Annotated in this window: 16 protein-coding genes; 9 read left to right on the top strand and 7 right to left on the bottom strand. The window is 71.8% G+C overall.

Going from position 1 to position 14,794, the window contains the following annotated elements; all coding sequences use genetic code 11:
- The first annotated feature begins 9 nt into the window (after positions 1-9).
- Positions 10-1,140: an ABC transporter ATP-binding protein gene (locus tag ACFV9D_RS03105; RefSeq protein WP_385139990.1), complete on the top strand. Its 1,131-nt coding sequence runs from the start codon at positions 10-12 to the stop codon at positions 1,138-1,140.
- Complete coding sequence (locus ACFV9D_RS03100; RefSeq protein WP_385139987.1) at positions 1,137-1,955, top strand: ABC transporter permease subunit; 819 nt, start codon at positions 1,137-1,139, stop codon at positions 1,953-1,955. Before ACFV9D_RS03105 ends, ACFV9D_RS03100 begins: the two co-directional genes overlap by 4 nt.
- 29 nt (positions 1,956-1,984) lie before the next feature.
- Here the strand turns inward: ACFV9D_RS03100 and ACFV9D_RS03095 are convergent, their stop codons facing one another.
- Positions 1,985-2,311 (bottom strand): ATP/GTP-binding protein, encoded by a 327-nt coding sequence (locus ACFV9D_RS03095; RefSeq protein ID WP_383553175.1) that lies wholly within the window; start codon positions 2,309-2,311, stop codon positions 1,985-1,987.
- Between the two features lie 199 nt (positions 2,312-2,510).
- Here ACFV9D_RS03095 and ACFV9D_RS03090 point away from each other — a divergent pair, with 199 nt between their 5' ends.
- Positions 2,511-3,545, top strand: a complete 1,035-nt coding sequence (locus tag ACFV9D_RS03090; protein WP_385139984.1) for an LLM class flavin-dependent oxidoreductase — start codon at positions 2,511-2,513, stop codon at positions 3,543-3,545.
- 107 nt (positions 3,546-3,652) lie between these two features.
- On the opposite strand, the gene ACFV9D_RS03085 is transcribed toward ACFV9D_RS03090, so the two are convergent.
- A complete protein-coding gene (locus ACFV9D_RS03085) occupies positions 3,653-4,045 on the bottom strand; it encodes an SCO5389 family protein (RefSeq protein ID WP_017236120.1) in 393 nt (130 codons plus the stop codon).
- Positions 4,046-4,274: 229 nt separating this feature from the next.
- Between ACFV9D_RS03085 and nucS the strand changes: the two genes are divergently transcribed.
- Positions 4,275-4,946 carry an endonuclease NucS gene (gene nucS / locus ACFV9D_RS03080; protein WP_329115828.1) on the top strand — a complete coding sequence of 224 codons (672 nt, stop codon included), beginning with the start codon at positions 4,275-4,277 and terminating at the stop codon, positions 4,944-4,946.
- Between the two features lie 90 nt (positions 4,947-5,036).
- On the opposite strand, the gene ACFV9D_RS03075 is transcribed toward nucS, so the two are convergent.
- The 4 genes from ACFV9D_RS03075 to ACFV9D_RS03060 all read right to left on the bottom strand — a co-directional run bounded on the left by ACFV9D_RS03075 (position 5,037) and on the right by ACFV9D_RS03060 (position 10,025).
- Entirely contained in the window at positions 5,037-7,631 is a 2,595-nt protein-coding gene (locus ACFV9D_RS03075; protein WP_385139981.1) for an ATP-binding protein, read from the bottom strand.
- 317 nt (positions 7,632-7,948) lie between these two features.
- On the bottom strand, positions 7,949-8,272 hold the full coding sequence (locus tag ACFV9D_RS03070; RefSeq protein WP_024761898.1) for an STAS domain-containing protein: 324 nt from the start codon (positions 8,270-8,272) through the stop codon (positions 7,949-7,951).
- A gap of 127 nt (positions 8,273-8,399) precedes the next feature.
- The gene (locus ACFV9D_RS03065; protein WP_385139977.1) at positions 8,400-9,248 is read right to left on the bottom strand and encodes a 3-hydroxyacyl-CoA dehydrogenase family protein; all 849 of its coding nucleotides are present in this window, start codon (positions 9,246-9,248) and stop codon (positions 8,400-8,402) included.
- A gap of 141 nt (positions 9,249-9,389) precedes the next feature.
- Complete coding sequence (locus tag ACFV9D_RS03060) at positions 9,390-10,025, bottom strand: TetR/AcrR family transcriptional regulator (protein WP_385139974.1); 636 nt, start codon at positions 10,023-10,025, stop codon at positions 9,390-9,392.
- 72 nt (positions 10,026-10,097) lie between these two features.
- Between ACFV9D_RS03060 and ACFV9D_RS03055 the strand changes: the two genes are divergently transcribed.
- From ACFV9D_RS03055 to ACFV9D_RS03045, 3 genes are read left to right on the top strand one after another with little or no spacing between them, the layout of a single operon-like run.
- On the top strand, positions 10,098-10,871 hold the full coding sequence (locus ACFV9D_RS03055) for an ABC transporter ATP-binding protein (RefSeq protein ID WP_385139971.1): 774 nt from the start codon (positions 10,098-10,100) through the stop codon (positions 10,869-10,871).
- 8 nt (positions 10,872-10,879) lie between these two features.
- Positions 10,880-11,629, top strand: a complete 750-nt coding sequence (locus tag ACFV9D_RS03050; protein WP_385139968.1) for an ABC transporter permease — start codon at positions 10,880-10,882, stop codon at positions 11,627-11,629.
- A 13-nt stretch (positions 11,630-11,642) separates the two neighbouring features.
- Positions 11,643-12,215 (top strand): cob(I)yrinic acid a,c-diamide adenosyltransferase, encoded by a 573-nt coding sequence (locus ACFV9D_RS03045; protein WP_385139965.1) that lies wholly within the window; start codon positions 11,643-11,645, stop codon positions 12,213-12,215.
- On the opposite strand, the gene ACFV9D_RS03040 is transcribed toward ACFV9D_RS03045, so the two are convergent.
- Positions 12,135-12,758 (bottom strand): hypothetical protein, encoded by a 624-nt coding sequence (locus tag ACFV9D_RS03040; RefSeq protein WP_385139962.1) that lies wholly within the window; start codon positions 12,756-12,758, stop codon positions 12,135-12,137. The genes ACFV9D_RS03045 and ACFV9D_RS03040 overlap by 81 nt on opposite strands.
- Positions 12,759-12,912: 154 nt before the next feature.
- On the opposite strand from ACFV9D_RS03040, the gene ACFV9D_RS03035 reads away from it, so the two are divergent.
- The gene (locus ACFV9D_RS03035; RefSeq protein WP_385139959.1) at positions 12,913-14,127 is read left to right on the top strand and encodes a sensor histidine kinase; all 1,215 of its coding nucleotides are present in this window, start codon (positions 12,913-12,915) and stop codon (positions 14,125-14,127) included.
- Positions 14,115-14,765: a response regulator gene (locus tag ACFV9D_RS03030; protein ID WP_385139956.1), complete on the top strand. Its 651-nt coding sequence runs from the start codon at positions 14,115-14,117 to the stop codon at positions 14,763-14,765. The genes ACFV9D_RS03035 and ACFV9D_RS03030 overlap by 13 nt, the downstream gene beginning before the upstream one ends.
- Positions 14,766-14,794: the final 29 nt, after the last annotated feature.

Genomic DNA, 14,794 nt, shown 5'->3' with positions numbered 1-14,794 from the left:
GGCTGGAGAATGATCGAGGCAGTCGGCCTGACGAAGCGCTACGGCGCCAAGACGGCCGTGTACAACCTTTCCTTCCACGTGCGGCCGGGGACCGTCACCGGCTTCCTGGGACCCAACGGCTCCGGCAAGTCGACGACCATGCGCATGATCCTCGGGCTCGACCAGCCCACATCCGGCCATGTCACGATCGGCGGCCATCCGTTCCGGAAGCTGCCGAACGCGCCCCGCCAGGTCGGTGCGCTGCTCGACGCCAAGGCGGTGCACGGCGGGCGCAGCGCCCGCAGCCATCTGCTGTCGCTCGCCCAGCTCGCCGGGATCCCGGCGCAGCGGGTCGACGAGGTCCTCGGCGTCGTCGGTCTCCAGGACGTCGCCAAGCGCCGCTCCAAGGGCTTCTCGCTCGGCATGGGGCAGCGTCTGGGCATCGCGGCCGCGCTGCTCGGCGACCCGCAGGTGCTGCTCTTCGACGAGCCGGTCAACGGTCTCGACCCCGAGGGCATCCTCTGGGTCCGCAACCTGATGAAGAAGCTCGCCGCCGAGGGCCGGACGGTCTTCGTCTCCAGCCACCTCATGAGCGAGATGGCGCTGACCGCCGACCATCTGATCGTGATCGGCCGCGGACAGCTGCTCGCGGACATGAGCGTCAAGGACTTCATCTCCGCGAACTCGGCGGACTTCGCGCGGGTGCGGACCCCGCAGACCGAGCCGCAGCAGCGGGAGAAGCTCACGGCCGCGCTGACCGAGGCCGGCGGCAGGGTGCTGTCCGAGCCGGACGGGGCGCTGCGGGTGACCGGTCTCGCCCTGCCCCGGATCAGCGATCTGGCGCACGACGCGGACGTACGGCTCTGGGAGCTGTCCCCGCACCAGGCCTCGCTGGAGGAGGCGTACATGCGGATGACGCAGGGCGCCGTGGACTACCGCTCCACCGAGGACCAGCTGGCGCATCTCCAGCAGCCGCAGCCGCAGCCGTACGGGCAGGGGTACGCCGTGCCGCCGCAGCCGGTGGTCCCCGAGGTCCCGCAGCAGGGCTGGTACGCCCCGCCGCCGCCCGGACAGAACCCCTACGCCACGCAGCAGGGCGCGCCGGCCGACGCCCCCGTCCCGAACGCCGCGCCCGCCCAGAACGCCGAGGACGCCCGATGACCGCCCCCGCCCCCTACTCGTACGTCTCCCCCATCCCGGTGCGCAAGGCCCACCTCGGTGACGCGCTCGCCTCGGAGTGGACCAAGATCCGTTCGCTGCGCTCCACGATGTGGACGCTCGGCGTGATGGTGCTCCTGATGCTGGGCGTCGGTCTCGGTGTGGCCGCGATCGTGGCGGCCTCGGACGTGTCGGCCGAGAACGAGTCGCCGCTCGGCTTCGGCTTCTTCGGTGTGCTCCTCGGCTCGATCTGTGTGATCACGCTCGGCGTGCTGACCATCGCCTCCGAGTACGGCACGGGCATGATCCGCACCACGCTCACCGCCTGCCCGAGCCGCTCCCGCGTGCTGACGGCCAAGGCGATCGTCTTCTTCCTGCTCGTGTTCACCGTCACCACCGTCACCGCGGCCGTGGTCGCCCTGGCGCAGGTGGCCATCGTGGACACCGGCGCGGAGCCCACCTCCGGCGAGTGGCTGCGGGCCACGGTCGGCGTCGGGCTGTTCATGGCCGAGCTCGGACTGCTGTCGCTCGCCGTCGGCGCGATCATCCGGCACTCGGCGGGCGCGATCACCATCATGATCGGCGTGCTGCTGCTGCCGCTCGTGGCCGCCATGTTCATGTTCTCGGAGTCGCTGGCCAAGGTGCAGGAATGGCTCCTCGACTACGCGGTCCCGAGCCAGCTCATCGCGCTGTACGCCGGTAGGTCGGCGGTGAGCGAGTCCGGGCCCGCGGGCTGGGACCCGGTGTGGATCCTGCTGGTCATCACGGCCGCGGCGCTGGGTGGCGCGTACGCCCTGCTGAACAGCCGGGACGTCTGACAGCCCGGGGCCTGTCCGCCGGACAGGCCCTAGTACCTCGGCGCGTTACGGGACCGCTGCACCCTGGAGGTGCGGCGGTCCTTCGCGTTCCAGCAGGCCTTGTGCCAGTGCCGCCGGTCGTCCACTCCCCCGTACTCCGGCCAGGCCACCACGTGCGGCGCGCCCCCGGGGATCTCCTGGTCGCAGCCCGGGCACCGGTAGCGCTTGCCGGGCGCGCTCGCGCCCGCGACGTGCCGGACGTACCACTCCTCGCCCTGCCAGGTCTCGCTGCGCTGCGAACCGCCGTACCGGTCGCCCGACTCACCCTGAGGATCGGGCTTCTCGCCGCCACTGGGACGGTTGCGACGCGGGGACACGTAATCACCTCACGGGGCCGGGAACACGGACGGTTCGTTCAAGCCTACGGGCCGCGACACGGTGGCCCGGCCCACTCTCCAGGCCGAATCAGCGGAAAATCGCAAGAACTTCGGGAGAGGCCGTTGCCTTTGGCACGTGTCAGACGTTGTTGCCAGTACGAGGGGGAGAACCGCGTCGGCCGCAAGGAGGCAGAAGGCGATGCGCGTGGGTACGTTTGTTCTGGCCGCCCAGTTCCCGGGCCAGGGTCAGGGCGAGGCACTGCACCGGGCGGTGCGGACCGCCGAGGTCGCCGAGGAGTCGGGGCTCGACTCCGTCTGGCTCGCCGAGCACCATTTCGTTCCGTACGGAGTCTGTCCGTCGGCCGTGACCCTGGCCGCGCTGCTGCTGGGCCGCACGCGCCGCATCCGGGTCGGCACGGCGGTCAGCGTGCTGCCGACCGCCCACCCGGTGGCGCTGGGCGAGCAGGCCGCGCTGCTCCATCTCACGTCCGGGGGCCGTTTCACGCTCGGAGTGGGCAGGGGCGGGCCGTGGGTCGACCTGGAGGTGTTCGGCGCCGGTCTCCCCGCGTACGAGCGGGGCTTCCCCGAGTCGCTCGATCTGCTGCTGCGCTGGCTGTCCGAACCCCGTGTCTCGGCTGAGGGAGAACGATTCGCCTTCCGTGAGGTGGCGGTCGTGCCTCGCCCCGGCGAGCTCATCGGCGGCGACGCGGCGCCCGAGGTCGTGGTCGCCTGCACCTCCCCCGCGAGCGTGAAGCTGGCCGCCGAGCGCGGGCTTCCGATGCTGCTCGGGATGCACTGCGGGGACGAGGACAAGGCCGAGATGGTGGCCGCCTGGGCTCGTTGCGCACGGGAGGCCGGCCGCACACCCGACGAGGTCGCGCGGATCGGCGCCGGCCACGTCTCGGCGGGCGTCGCCCAGCTCGCGGACCGTACGCAGGACGCGGCCGAGGCCCTGGTGAAGGCCATGCCGGGCTGGCTGAAGCAGGGCCTCGACGCCCATGTGACGGTGGACGGCCGGCACCGCGCGATGCGGGACCCCGTCGCGTACACGGAGCTGTTGTGCGGACTGCACCCGGTGGGCACGCCCCGGCTCGCGGCGGACCGGCTCGCGGCGACCTCGGAGCGTACGGGCATCACGCGCTTCGCGCTGCTCGCCGAGGGCACGGGCGATCTCGCGGCCACCGAGGAGAACGTACGGCGGCTGGGGGCCGAGGTGCTCCCCCTGCTGGTCTGAGGGCATGGGCGGTGCGGAGTCCATGAGCAGTTCGAGTGGGATGCCGCCGCTCCGGCATCTCTCGCATCGTTCGCGTCTCCCGCGATGCGGAGCGGCAGCACCGTGCCTCAGCAGTCGCGCAGTTCCGGCGACTGGTTGAGCAGCTGACCCCGTACGGAGGTGAAGCGGGCGAGCCGCTCGTCCACCGCGGGGTCCAGCGGGAACACCGCCACGCGGTGGCAGTTCTGGAAGGCCAGACGCACCCCGAAGTGCCGCTGCAGCGCACCACGGATCGCATCACTCGCGAGTGCACGCAACAGCTGACCACGTGCCTGCTCGTTCGGCGGCGGCGTCTGGTTGTCGGCGAACTCGCCGCCGTCCACCTTCAGCTGAGCCACCAGAGAGCTGATCATCTCCCATGCGTAGGGCAGGGAGGTCCGGACGCAGTCGACGAAGTCGGCTTCGTCGACCTCGCCTCGCTCGGCCTGTTCCAACAGCGCCGGTGAGACGTCGAGCGACATGGGTTCTCCTCTCGCGACCCCGACGGGCGGGGTCTTACGGGCAGGGATGAAGGACCCCCCGTACGACACGCAGCGTGCACGGACGGCGACCTCCTGCTTCCACGGTAAGCGCGCTGTCCGGAGCGCACCAGGAGATTGGGAACACAACCGGCCAATAAGTGACGGTCGTCCAGCGGGCGTTAAGGGCCGAATCGCGCGGAAGAGCGTGTGTCTTGTAGCGTTGCCGACCATGCGTCTCGTCATCGCCCGTTGTTCCGTGGACTACGCGGGCCGGCTCACCGCCCACCTGCCCTCCGCTCCCCGTCTGATCCTGGTCAAGGCAGACGGCAGCGTCTCCATCCACGCGGACGACCGGGCGTACAAACCCCTCAACTGGATGTCGCCGCCGTGCACCCTCAAGGAGGGCGTCGACGGCGAGGCCGGCATCTGGACCGTGGTGAACAAAGCGGGCGAGAAATTGATCATCACGATGGAGGAGATCCTCCACGACTCCTCGCACGAGCTCGGGGTGGACCCGGGTCTCATCAAGGACGGCGTGGAAGCGCACCTCCAGGAGCTGCTCGCCGACCGCATCGAGACCCTCGGCGAGGGCCACACGCTGATCCGCCGCGAATACCCGACGGCGATCGGCCCGGTGGACATCCTGTGCCGGGACGCCGACGGGGCGACGGTCGCGGTGGAGATCAAGCGACGCGGTGAGATCGACGGGGTCGAGCAGCTGACCCGCTACCTCGAACTGCTGAACCGGGATCCGCACCTCGCACCGGTGAAGGGCGTCTTCGCGGCCCAGGAGATCAAGCCGCAGGCACGGGTGCTGGCCACGGACCGGGGCATCGACTGCGTGGTGCTCGACTACGACGCGATGCGGGGCATCGAGGACGACAAGCTGAGGCTGTTCTAGTACGGATACGTAGGGATCCGTACGGATACGGATGTACGACTACGGCCCCGGGTGCGGTGAACGCACTCGGGGCCGTAGTCGTGTGTCCGGTCAGGCGGGCGAGCCGGTCGGGCTGGTGGAGTCGCCCGAGGCGGAGTTGGACGGGCTGCCCTGGCTCTGCGTGGTCTCCGTCGGAGGTGTGGGCTCAGTCGTCGGCGGCGTCGTCGGCGGCGTCGTCGGCGGAGTGGTGGGCGGCGTCGTGGACGGCGTGGGCTTCGTCGGCGTCGTCGTCCTCGTCGGGCTCGTCGACGGGCGCGGAGGCGTCGTCGTCGGGGCCGGGGATCCGGTCGTGGACGCGCCCGTGCTCGGCGCGCCCGACGGGGAGGGCGAGGTACCCGGGTTGGCGGGTGTGCCCGAGGTCGTCGAAGAACCGGACGGGGTCGGCGAGCCGCTGTCCGAGGGGTGGGCCGACTCACCCTCGGCCGGCTCTTCCGCCTCCAGGCCTGCCTCGCCGTCGTCCTGGCTGGCCGTACGGTCGGAGGTGACGCGGTCCGAGCCCGGGTCCTCGGCGCTGCCGGAGGTCGCCCCGATGGTCACGACGGTGCCCAGTACGGCGGCCAGGAGCGCTCCCGTACCGACCGCGACGAGGTTGCGGCGGGCCCCGGCGATGATGCCGAAGGGGCCACCGCCCTTCGTACCGCCGCCCTTCGTCCCGGCGCCGTTCTGCGGGGCGTCGGAGCGGGTGATGAGGGTCGGGCCCTCGTCGGCGAAGTCCGGGAACGCGGGGATCGGCGCGGTCTTGGGTGCGACGGCCCGCGGGACGACGGCCTTCGGGACGACGGCCTTGGGGATGCCGCGGGGCGGGGAGGCGGACTCCTCGTACCGGGCGGCGGGCAGTTCCTCGCCCGCCGGGGTGCGGTCGCCACCGAGGGGGCCTCCGGAGCGGTCGGCGACCAGGGCGAGCGCCCGGCGGCCGGCGACCGTGCCGCGCTTGTCGGCGAGGACGCCGCGCATGCCGATCGACGCCTCCAGTTCGGCGCGAGCCCGCTCCAGGTTGCCGGCACAGAGCGCGAGGACACCCAACTCGTGGTGGAAGTACGCCTCTTCGGCGACCTCGCCGGCGACCCGGGCGGCCTCCTGGCCGCTGCGCAGGGCCCGCTCCCAGGCGCCCCAGTGGAGCCCGGCGGCGAAGGCCGGCGCGGCGCTGCGGGCGAGGAGGGCGGCGGTGGCGGAGTGCTCGGGGGCCGTTCCGGGCAGGAGCGCGGTCAGGGCCGCGAGCAGGGCGTCGGACTCGGCTGCCGCGCGGGCGGGGGTGACGGAGGGGTGTCCGGCCCACCAGGCGTAGTGCTGGGCGACGGTGTGGGCCCGGGCCGCGGTGTCCTCGGCGGACCCGCCGTACCCGTGGGCGAGGAGCTGGGTGAGGACGCCGGCGGCGAGGCGGTAGCGGGGGCCGACCGGGGTCAGCAGTCCGCAGGTCATGAGTTCGCCGAGGGCGGCGTCCGCGTGCGTGTCGCCGACGAGGGCGGGGAGGTGGGCCTGGTGCGGCACCTCGCCGCCGAGGGCGACGGCGAACCGCAGGGTCTCCTGGGCGGAGCGGCTGAGCCGGGAGGCGAGCAGCGCGGCCGGGGCCGCGCCCTCGCCGAGGCTCGGCAGGGGTATGTCGCGCAGCTCGACGTCGGCGGCGTCCGGCTGGGGCGCCGGGGCCGCGGTGGCCGGGCCGAAGGCGTCGTCGAGGGCGCCGAAGGCGTCGAACTCGGACGGGACGGCGTCCTCCTGGGCGCCGAAGGCGTCGAACTCGGCGGGGGTGACCCGGAGCCGGTCGCGCTGGCGGAGCAGGGCGCCGGCCTGGACGAAGCGGAGCGGCAGCCCCTCGGACTCGAACCAGAGGTCGCCCGCCCAGTTGGCCTCGTCGTCGGTGAGCGGCCGGTCGACGGCGCTCTCCAGGAGTTCGAGGGCGGTGGCGCGGCCGAGGCCGGCGAGGGCGAGCTCTTCGATGTGGGCGTCGGCCGAGGGGGCCGGGACGTCGGGGGTGGCCGCGAGCAGGAAGGCGCACTCGGGGGCGGCGGTGAGCAGCTCGTCGAGGGTGGTGCCGCCGAACTCCAGGTCGTCGACGACGACGATCGCGCCGATGTCGTGGACCAGTTCGAGGAGGGCGGGGCGGTCGGGCCGGTGGTCCGGGGCGTGCTGGACGGTGACGAAGAGTTCGTACAGCAGCTCGGTGGGGGTCCGGTGGTGGCCGGAGAGGCGGACGACGCCGTCGGGCGCGAGGTCGGCGCAGTCGACGGCGACGGCGTCGAGCAGGGCGGTGCGTCCGGAGCCGGCCGGGCCGGTGAGGCGGACGGAGCGGCCGCGGCCGAGGAGCTGGACGAGCCGCTCGTGCTCCTCCTGCCGCTCGAGGAGCGGCAGACGCGGGGCGGCGGGGCCCGGCGGTACGGGCGGGGCGGCCGCGCGGACGGCGTCGGTCCGCTCCTGGGCGGTGCGGCGGCGGGGCGGCGCGGGCTGCTCCCCGGGCGGGCAGGCCTCGATCTCGCTGCCGTCGACGGGGTTGACGGTGAGCAGCAGGTCGCCCGAGACGACCCGGGCGGTGCGCACGCGGGCGGGCGTGGCAGGTCCGCGCTCGGGCACGGGGAGGCCGCGTCCGTCGCGGGCGTCGTCGCCCTGCTGGTCGTAGCCGTACTCTTCCGGCTCCCGGTTCATCGGGTCCATGGTCCAAGCCCCCCAAAAGCGGTGCGTGCGGAAGCCCCTCCGGCCGATCTGCACGCTCGCTGTCGCTTCTGGTCCGGTGCCCGCCGGGTGGGTCCGTCATTGGGCAGGCGACCGAACCCTAGACGTTCTTCCAGTATCCGGGAACAGGCGGGGTGCCACCCCGCCTGAGACGTCACGGTCCGCTAAGGATTGGCCCGGGACGCCGGTTTCGCACAGCAGCTTCACAGGCGGTACGGCGCCGATTCACGCCGTGGTCCGCCCTGCTCCGCCGTGGTCCGCCCTGCTCCGCCGTCGGACGCGAGGATCGGACGCGGGCGTCAGACGCGGGGCAGCGACTCCGCGGCGAGGCCGCCCTCGATGGCAAGGATGCGGTGCAGCCGGGTGGCCACGAGCAGGCGCTGCATCTGCGGTGGGACCCCGCGCAGCACCAGCCGGCGGCCGCAGCGGCCGGCCCGGCGATGTGCGCCCATGATGACCCCGAGCCCGGTGGCGTCCCAGGAGTCGAGACCGGTCAGGTCGAGCACGAGGTCGCCGACTCCGTCGTCGACGGCCGAGTGCAGGACCGTACGGGCGTCCGCCGCGCTGCGGACGTCGAGGCGGCCCCCGACGACCAGCTCGACGTGGTCGCCCCTGATGTGCATATGCGCTCCCTGGGAGTGCTCCGTCTTTGCAACAACTGACTGCCGTCGGCGCAGAAGCGTTGCGCCTTGTAAGCGAACTGATACCGAATTCACCCTGTGGGGTGATGGCCCAAACGGCCTTCGGAACTCAGTGCTTGTAGAACCCCTGCCCGCTCTTGCGGCCGATGTCACCGGCGTCCACCATCCGGCGCATCAGCTCCGGCGGTGCGAACTTCTCGTCCTGGGTCTCGGTGTAGATGTTGCTGGTGGCGTTCACGAGGATGTCGACGCCCGTCAGATCGGCGGTGGCGAGCGGCCCCATGGCGTGTCCGAAGCCCAGCTTGCAGGCGATGTCGATGTCCTCGGCGGTCGCCACGCCCGACTCGTAGAGCTTGGCGGCCTCGACGACGAGCGCCGTGATGAGGCGGGTGGTGACGAAGCCGGCGACGTCGCGGTTGACGACGATGCAGGTCTTGCCGACGGACTCGGCGAACTCCCGCGCGGTGGCGAGGGTCTCGTCGCTGGTCTTGTAGCCCCGGACGAGCTCGCAGAGCTGCATCATCGGGACCGGCGAGAAGAAGTGGGTGCCGACGACGGCCTCCGGGCGCTCCGTCACCGCGGCGATCTTGGTGATCGGGATGGCGGAGGTGTTGGAGGCGAGCACGGCGCCGTCCTTGACGGTCTTGTCGAGGGCGCGGAAGATCTCGTGCTTCACCTCCAGCTTCTCGAAGACGGCCTCGACGACGATGTCGGCGTCGGCGACCGCGTCGAGTTCGGTGGTGGCGGTGATCCGGCCGAGGGCGGCCTCGGCGTCGGCGGCGTCGAGCTTGCCCTTGGCGACGAAGCGGTCGTACGACGCCTTGATGCCGTCGGTTCCGCGGGTCAGCGCGGCGTCGGTGACGTCACGCAGGACGACGTCCCACCCCGCCTGGGCCGAGACCTGCGCGATTCCGGACCCCATGAGTCCGGCTCCGATGACGGCGAGCTTCCTGGCCACGGTCTTCCACCCCTTAACACCTGTTCACTTCTGACTCTCCGGCGGAGATTAGCGGGCGTGAGGCCGCATGTGACCGCTAAGTAATGCGCGTCACGCCCGGTTTGACGGACGTCACACTCACGACAGGTCCCCCGGGGGCACCTAGGCGCGCACCGCGTACGTCAGCACCCGCTCGCTCAGCAGCTCCTCGATCTCGTCGAGGAGGACGAGGGTCTCGCGGGAGACGGTGGTGGCCTTGCGGCCGGCGGTCATCTCGCGGGTGATGTAGCCGACGGCGGTGTTCTCGATCCAGGCGATCTGGCCGCCGACGAGCAGCGGCAGCGGGTCGTCGGCGGCCGCTCCGGTCTCCTCGCGCAGGGTGGCGACGACGGCGTCGTGCACCTCCTGCTGGAGGTAGAAGAGCCGGGCCTTGAGGGTGGGGGCGTGCTCGATGACGTTCATGAAGGCGTCGAAGCCGTCCATGAGTCCGTACTCGGGCGAGACGGCGCCGATCTGCCGGCGCATCTCGCGCAGCACGGCGTGGGCGGCGGACTCCCCTCGGTCGCGGCCGCGGATCATCCGGGCCAGGCGGAGGGTGACGCCCTCCATCCGGTCGAGGAAGAGGTCCTCCTTGGCCGGGAAGTAGTTGTAGACCGTGTTGACGGAGACGTCCGCGGCGTCCGCGATCTCCGCGATGGTCACGGTCACGAAGCCGTGCTCCAGGAAGAGTCCGGTCGCGATGTCCGAGATCCGCTGCTTCGTCTGACGCTTCTTGCGCTCCCTGAGCCCCTCAGCCATGGCGTCATTCTAGGTGGCCCTGAATTTTTGGAGACGTTGCAAAATTTCAGGGACTCTGTTTTTGTGGTCACCATGCCCATCATCAGTACGTCCGGGCTGTCCCGGACCTTCCAGACCAGGAACGGCCCCGTGGAGGCGGTCCGCGGGATCGACCTCACCGTGCGGCCGGGCGAGATCCTCGGCCTCCTCGGCCCCAACGGCGCCGGCAAGACCACCACCCTGCGGATGCTCACCACGCTGCTGCCGCCCACCGGCGGCGCGGCCACCGTCGCGGGCCACGACCTGCTCGGCGCCCCCGCTGCCGTACGGCAGCGGATCGGGTACGTCGCCCAGTCCGGCGGGGTCGACCCGCAGGAGACCGTGCGCTCCGAACTCGTCACCCAGGGACGGCTCTACCGGCTGTCCAAGGCCGACGCGGCGGCCCGCGCCGAGGAGCTGGCGCGCGAGCTCGACCTCACCGAGCTCCTCGACCGCTCCACCGCGGCGCTCTCCGGCGGCCAGCGGCGCCGCCTCGACCTCGCGCTCGGCCTCACCCACCGGCCCGAGGTGCTCTTCCTCGACGAGCCCACGACCGGCCTCGACCCGGGCAGCCGGGCCGACCTGTGGGCGCTGGTGCGCCGGCTGCGCGACACCCACGGCACCACCGTGGTGCTCACGACCCACTATCTCGACGAGGCCGACGCCCTCGCGGACCGGCTGGTGATCGTGGACAAGGGCGTCGTCGTCGCCGAGGGCAGCCCGGCCGCCCTCAAGGCCGAGCACGCAGTCGCCACCCTCCAGGACGCCTTCCTCGCCATCACCGGGCGCGGCCCCGCCCCCGTCGACCTCACTCCCGTCGCCGTATAGGACTCGCCTTGCTTCTCCACGACACCGCGCTCGTCTTCGGGCGCTACGCCCGCCAGACCCTGCGCTCGAAGTTCCAGATCCTCTTCGGCGTGCTGATGCCGCTGCTGTACCTGCTCTTCTTCGGACCGCTGCTCACCGGTCTGCCGCTCGGCCGCGAGGGCGACTCCTGGCAGATCCTCGTTCCCGGGCTGCTGCTCCAACTCGGGCTCTTCGGCGCCTCGTTCGCCGGCTTCTCGCTCATCATGGAGAAGAACTGGGGAGTGGTGGACCGGATGCGCGTCACCCCGGTCAGCCGGCTCGCGCTGCTCCTCGGCCGGGTCCTGCGCGACGCCTCGCTCTTCGTGTTCCAGGCCGTGTTGCTGGTGCTCGCCGCGCTGGTGATGGGGCTGCGGGCGCCGCTCGCCGGGATCCTGATCGGCTTCGTGTTCGTCGCCCTGCTGACCCTCTCGCTGGCCTCGCTCTCGTACGTGCTGGCGATGAAGGTCCGTACCCCGCAGGAGTTCGGCCCGGCGATCAACGCGCTCGCGATGCCCTCGATGCTGCTGTCCGGGCTGATGCTGCCGATGGCGCTCGCCCCCGGCTGGCTGGACGTGCTCTCGCACTTCATGCCGTTCCGCTATCTGGTGGACGCGGTACGGGACGCGTACGTCGGGCGGTACGCGACGGCGACCATGCTGTACGGCGTCCTGGTGGCCGTCGCCCTCACGACGCTCGCCGTGACGGTCGGCACACGGACGTTCCGGAGGGCCGGAGCGTAACTACGCTGGGGTCATGGTCAATCTGACGCGCATCTACACCCGTACCGGCGACCAGGGCACCACCGCGCTGGGCGACATGAGCCGGACCGCCAAGACCGATCTGCGGATCTCGGCGTACGCCGACGCCAACGAGGCCAACGCCGTCCTCGGCACGGCCATCGCCCTCGGGCAGCTCGACGAGGAGATCGTGAAGGTCCTCGTCCGCGTCCAGAACGACCTGTTCGACGTGGGCGCCGACCTCTCCACCCCGGTGGTCGAGAACCCGAAGTACCCGCCGCTGCGGGTCGAGCAGAGTTACGTCGACAAGCTGGAGGCGGACTGCGACCGCTTCCTGGAGCAGCTCGACAAGCTGCGCTCCTTCATCCTGCCGGGCGGCACGCCCGGTGCGGCACTGCTGCACCAGGCGTGCACGGTGGTCCGGCGCGCGGAGCGCTCCACCTGGGCGGCGCTGGAGGTACACGGCGAGACGATGAACCCGCTCACCGCGACCTATCTCAACCGCCTCTCAGACCTGCTCTTCATCCTTGCGAGGGTGGCGAACAAGGAGGTCGGGGACGTGCTCTGGGTCCCGGGCGGGGACCGCTGACGCCTCACTCCTCGGGGCCTTCCTCGGCCAGATCACGTACGACAGCGCGATCAGGCCGTGGATGCCCGCCGCCCGCCAGGCGACCTGGATCCAGCCCTTCAGCGACTCGGTGTTCCCGTCCGGGCCGACGTACCAGGCCGCGAGCAGCAGCAGAGCCGACGCGACGACCGCCGCCGTCACCGAGCCGAGCCACACCTTGCCCTCGTGGCGGGCGCGCGCCATGCCGTACTGGGGCGGCTTCGCGGGCGGCGGGGCGCCGCCGAAGCGGTGTGCGGCGTGGCCGTCGAGCCACTTCACGGTGCGGTGGCCGTGACCGACGGTGTAGCCGATGTACACCGCGGCGAGGCCGTGCTTCCAGCTCGGGTCGGCTCCGTTCTTGAGGTCGATCGCGGTGACGACGAGCAGGACGACTTCCAGGAGCGGCTCGCACAGCAGCAGAGCGAGGCCCGTCCGGGGCATCTTCAGCAGATAGCGGGCGGCGAGTCCGGCGGCCAGCAGGACCCAGAAGCCGACCTCGCAGATCGCGATGAGTGCGACGATCACGGCGGTACTCCCCTCTCGGTTCCTTCTCAGCCTCCCGTCCCGATCGGCGCTTCTCCTCGTCTCCGGTGACGAAGTGCGTCTACATCCTTCGACGGAGGTACGGATCGGCCGGGACGGCGAGGCCCGGAGGCCGCCCGGCGTGTTGGATGGGACCGTGACACTCCCCCGACCGCACCGCGACGACCTGCTCATCGCCGCCGGCGGGCTCGCCGTCGGCCTGCTGATGTGGTCCTTCGGGCTGCACACCCAGACCGACCGGCTGATCACGGAGCGCTGGGCGACCCTGATCCCGCTCGTCGTGATGGTCTCGATGGAGGCCATGCGCCGCACGCTGCCGCAGACCGCTCTGACCGTCGGTACGGTCGCTCTCGTGGCGGACCAGTTCACCTACGGCAGCCTGGTGACCGCGCTGATGTTCACGGACGTGGTCTATTCGGCGGTGGTGTACGGCTCCCCCGCCTCCGCCCGGCGCATCCCGTACACGACCGGGCTGATCACGGTCGGCGTGACGATCGGCTTCCTCGTCTGGTGGCAGAACGCGATCGCCCTCGTGGTCGGCCTGATCACGGGCATGGTCTCGTTCCTGCCCGCCGTCACCGGCGCGGTGGTGCGCAACCACCGCCAGGCCGCCGACGCCGCGCGGCTGCGCGCGGAGCAGACCGCGCTGCTCGCCGAGATGGACCGGACCCAGGCGGTCGTGGCCGAGCGTGCGCGGATGGCCCGCGAGCTGCACGACATGGTCGCCAACCATCTCTCCGCCATCGCGATCCACTCCACCGCCGCGCTGTCGATCGACGAACCGGGCACGACCCGGCAGGCGCTCACCGTCATCCGGGAGAACAGCGTGGAGGGCCTGGCGGAGATGCGACGGCTCATCGGGCTGCTGCGGGACAGCAGCGGCGACGCCGAGCCGGCGGCCGCGCCCACCCTGGACGGCCTGGAGGCGCTGCTCGCCCAGGCCCGGACGAACGGCGGGCACAGCGGCCTGACGTTCACCCTTGACGACACGCGGCCCGGGGGCGCCGACGGGCTGCCGGCGCCGGTCGAGCTCGCCGCGTACCGGATCGTGCAGGAGTCGCTGACCAACGCGCTCAAGCACGCGGCACCCGGCGAGGTGCGGGTGGAGCTGGGCCGCCGCCGGGACAGGGCCCTCACGGTCGGCGTGACCAGCCCGTTCGGTGGACAGCCGGGTCCTCGCGCGCCCGGCTCCGGGGCGGGTCTGGTCGGGATGCGCGAGCGGGTGGCGCTCCTCGACGGGGAGTTCGAGGCAGGTCCCCTGCCGGCCGACGACGGGGGCAAGGTGTGGCGGGTACGGGCGGTCCTGCCCGTGGGTACGAGCGACAAGGAGCCGCAGGCATGGTTCGGGTGATCGTGGCGGAGGATCAGAGCGCGGTGCGGGCGGGGCTGGTCCTCATCCTGGGCAGCGCCCCCGACATCGAGGTGGTCGGGGAGGCCGCGGACGGCGAGCGTGCGGTGGAACTGGCCCGCGAACTGCGCCCGGACCTGGTCCTGATGGATGTGCAGATGCCGCGGATGGACGGGGTGACGGCGACCCGTCTCGTGGTCTCCGAGCGCCTGGCCGATGTGCTCGTCCTGACGACCTTCGATCTGGACGAGTACGTCTTCGGGGCGCTGCGGGCCGGGGCGGCGGGCTTCCTGCTGAAGAACACCGAGGCGAAGGACCTGATCGAGGCGGTACGGACGGTGGCGCGCGGCGAGGGGCTGATCGCCCCCGCCGTGACCCGGCGACTGATCGCCGAGTTCGCGGCGCCCCGTACTCCGGTGCGTGCGCCGGGCGCAGCGGACCCGTCCGTCCTGGACGCGCTGACCCCGCGGGAGCGGGAGGTGCTCTCCGCGCTGGGCAAGGGGCTGTCGAACGCCGAGATCGCGGTACGCCTGGAGATGGCGGAGGCGACGGTGAAGACGCATGTCAGCAAGGTGCTTGGCAAGCTGGAGCTGCGGAGCAGGGTTCAAGCCGCCGTGCTGGCACAGGAGTTGGGGGTCTGAGTCGAAGCGGACCCCGGTACACCGACGTT

This window comes from Streptomyces sp. NPDC059875 (assembly GCF_042731085.1).
Lineage (GTDB): Bacteria > Actinomycetota > Actinomycetes > Streptomycetales > Streptomycetaceae > Streptomyces.
Note: the sequence above shows the minus strand (reverse complement) of the source record. Positions and strands in the feature narration are given on the sequence as shown.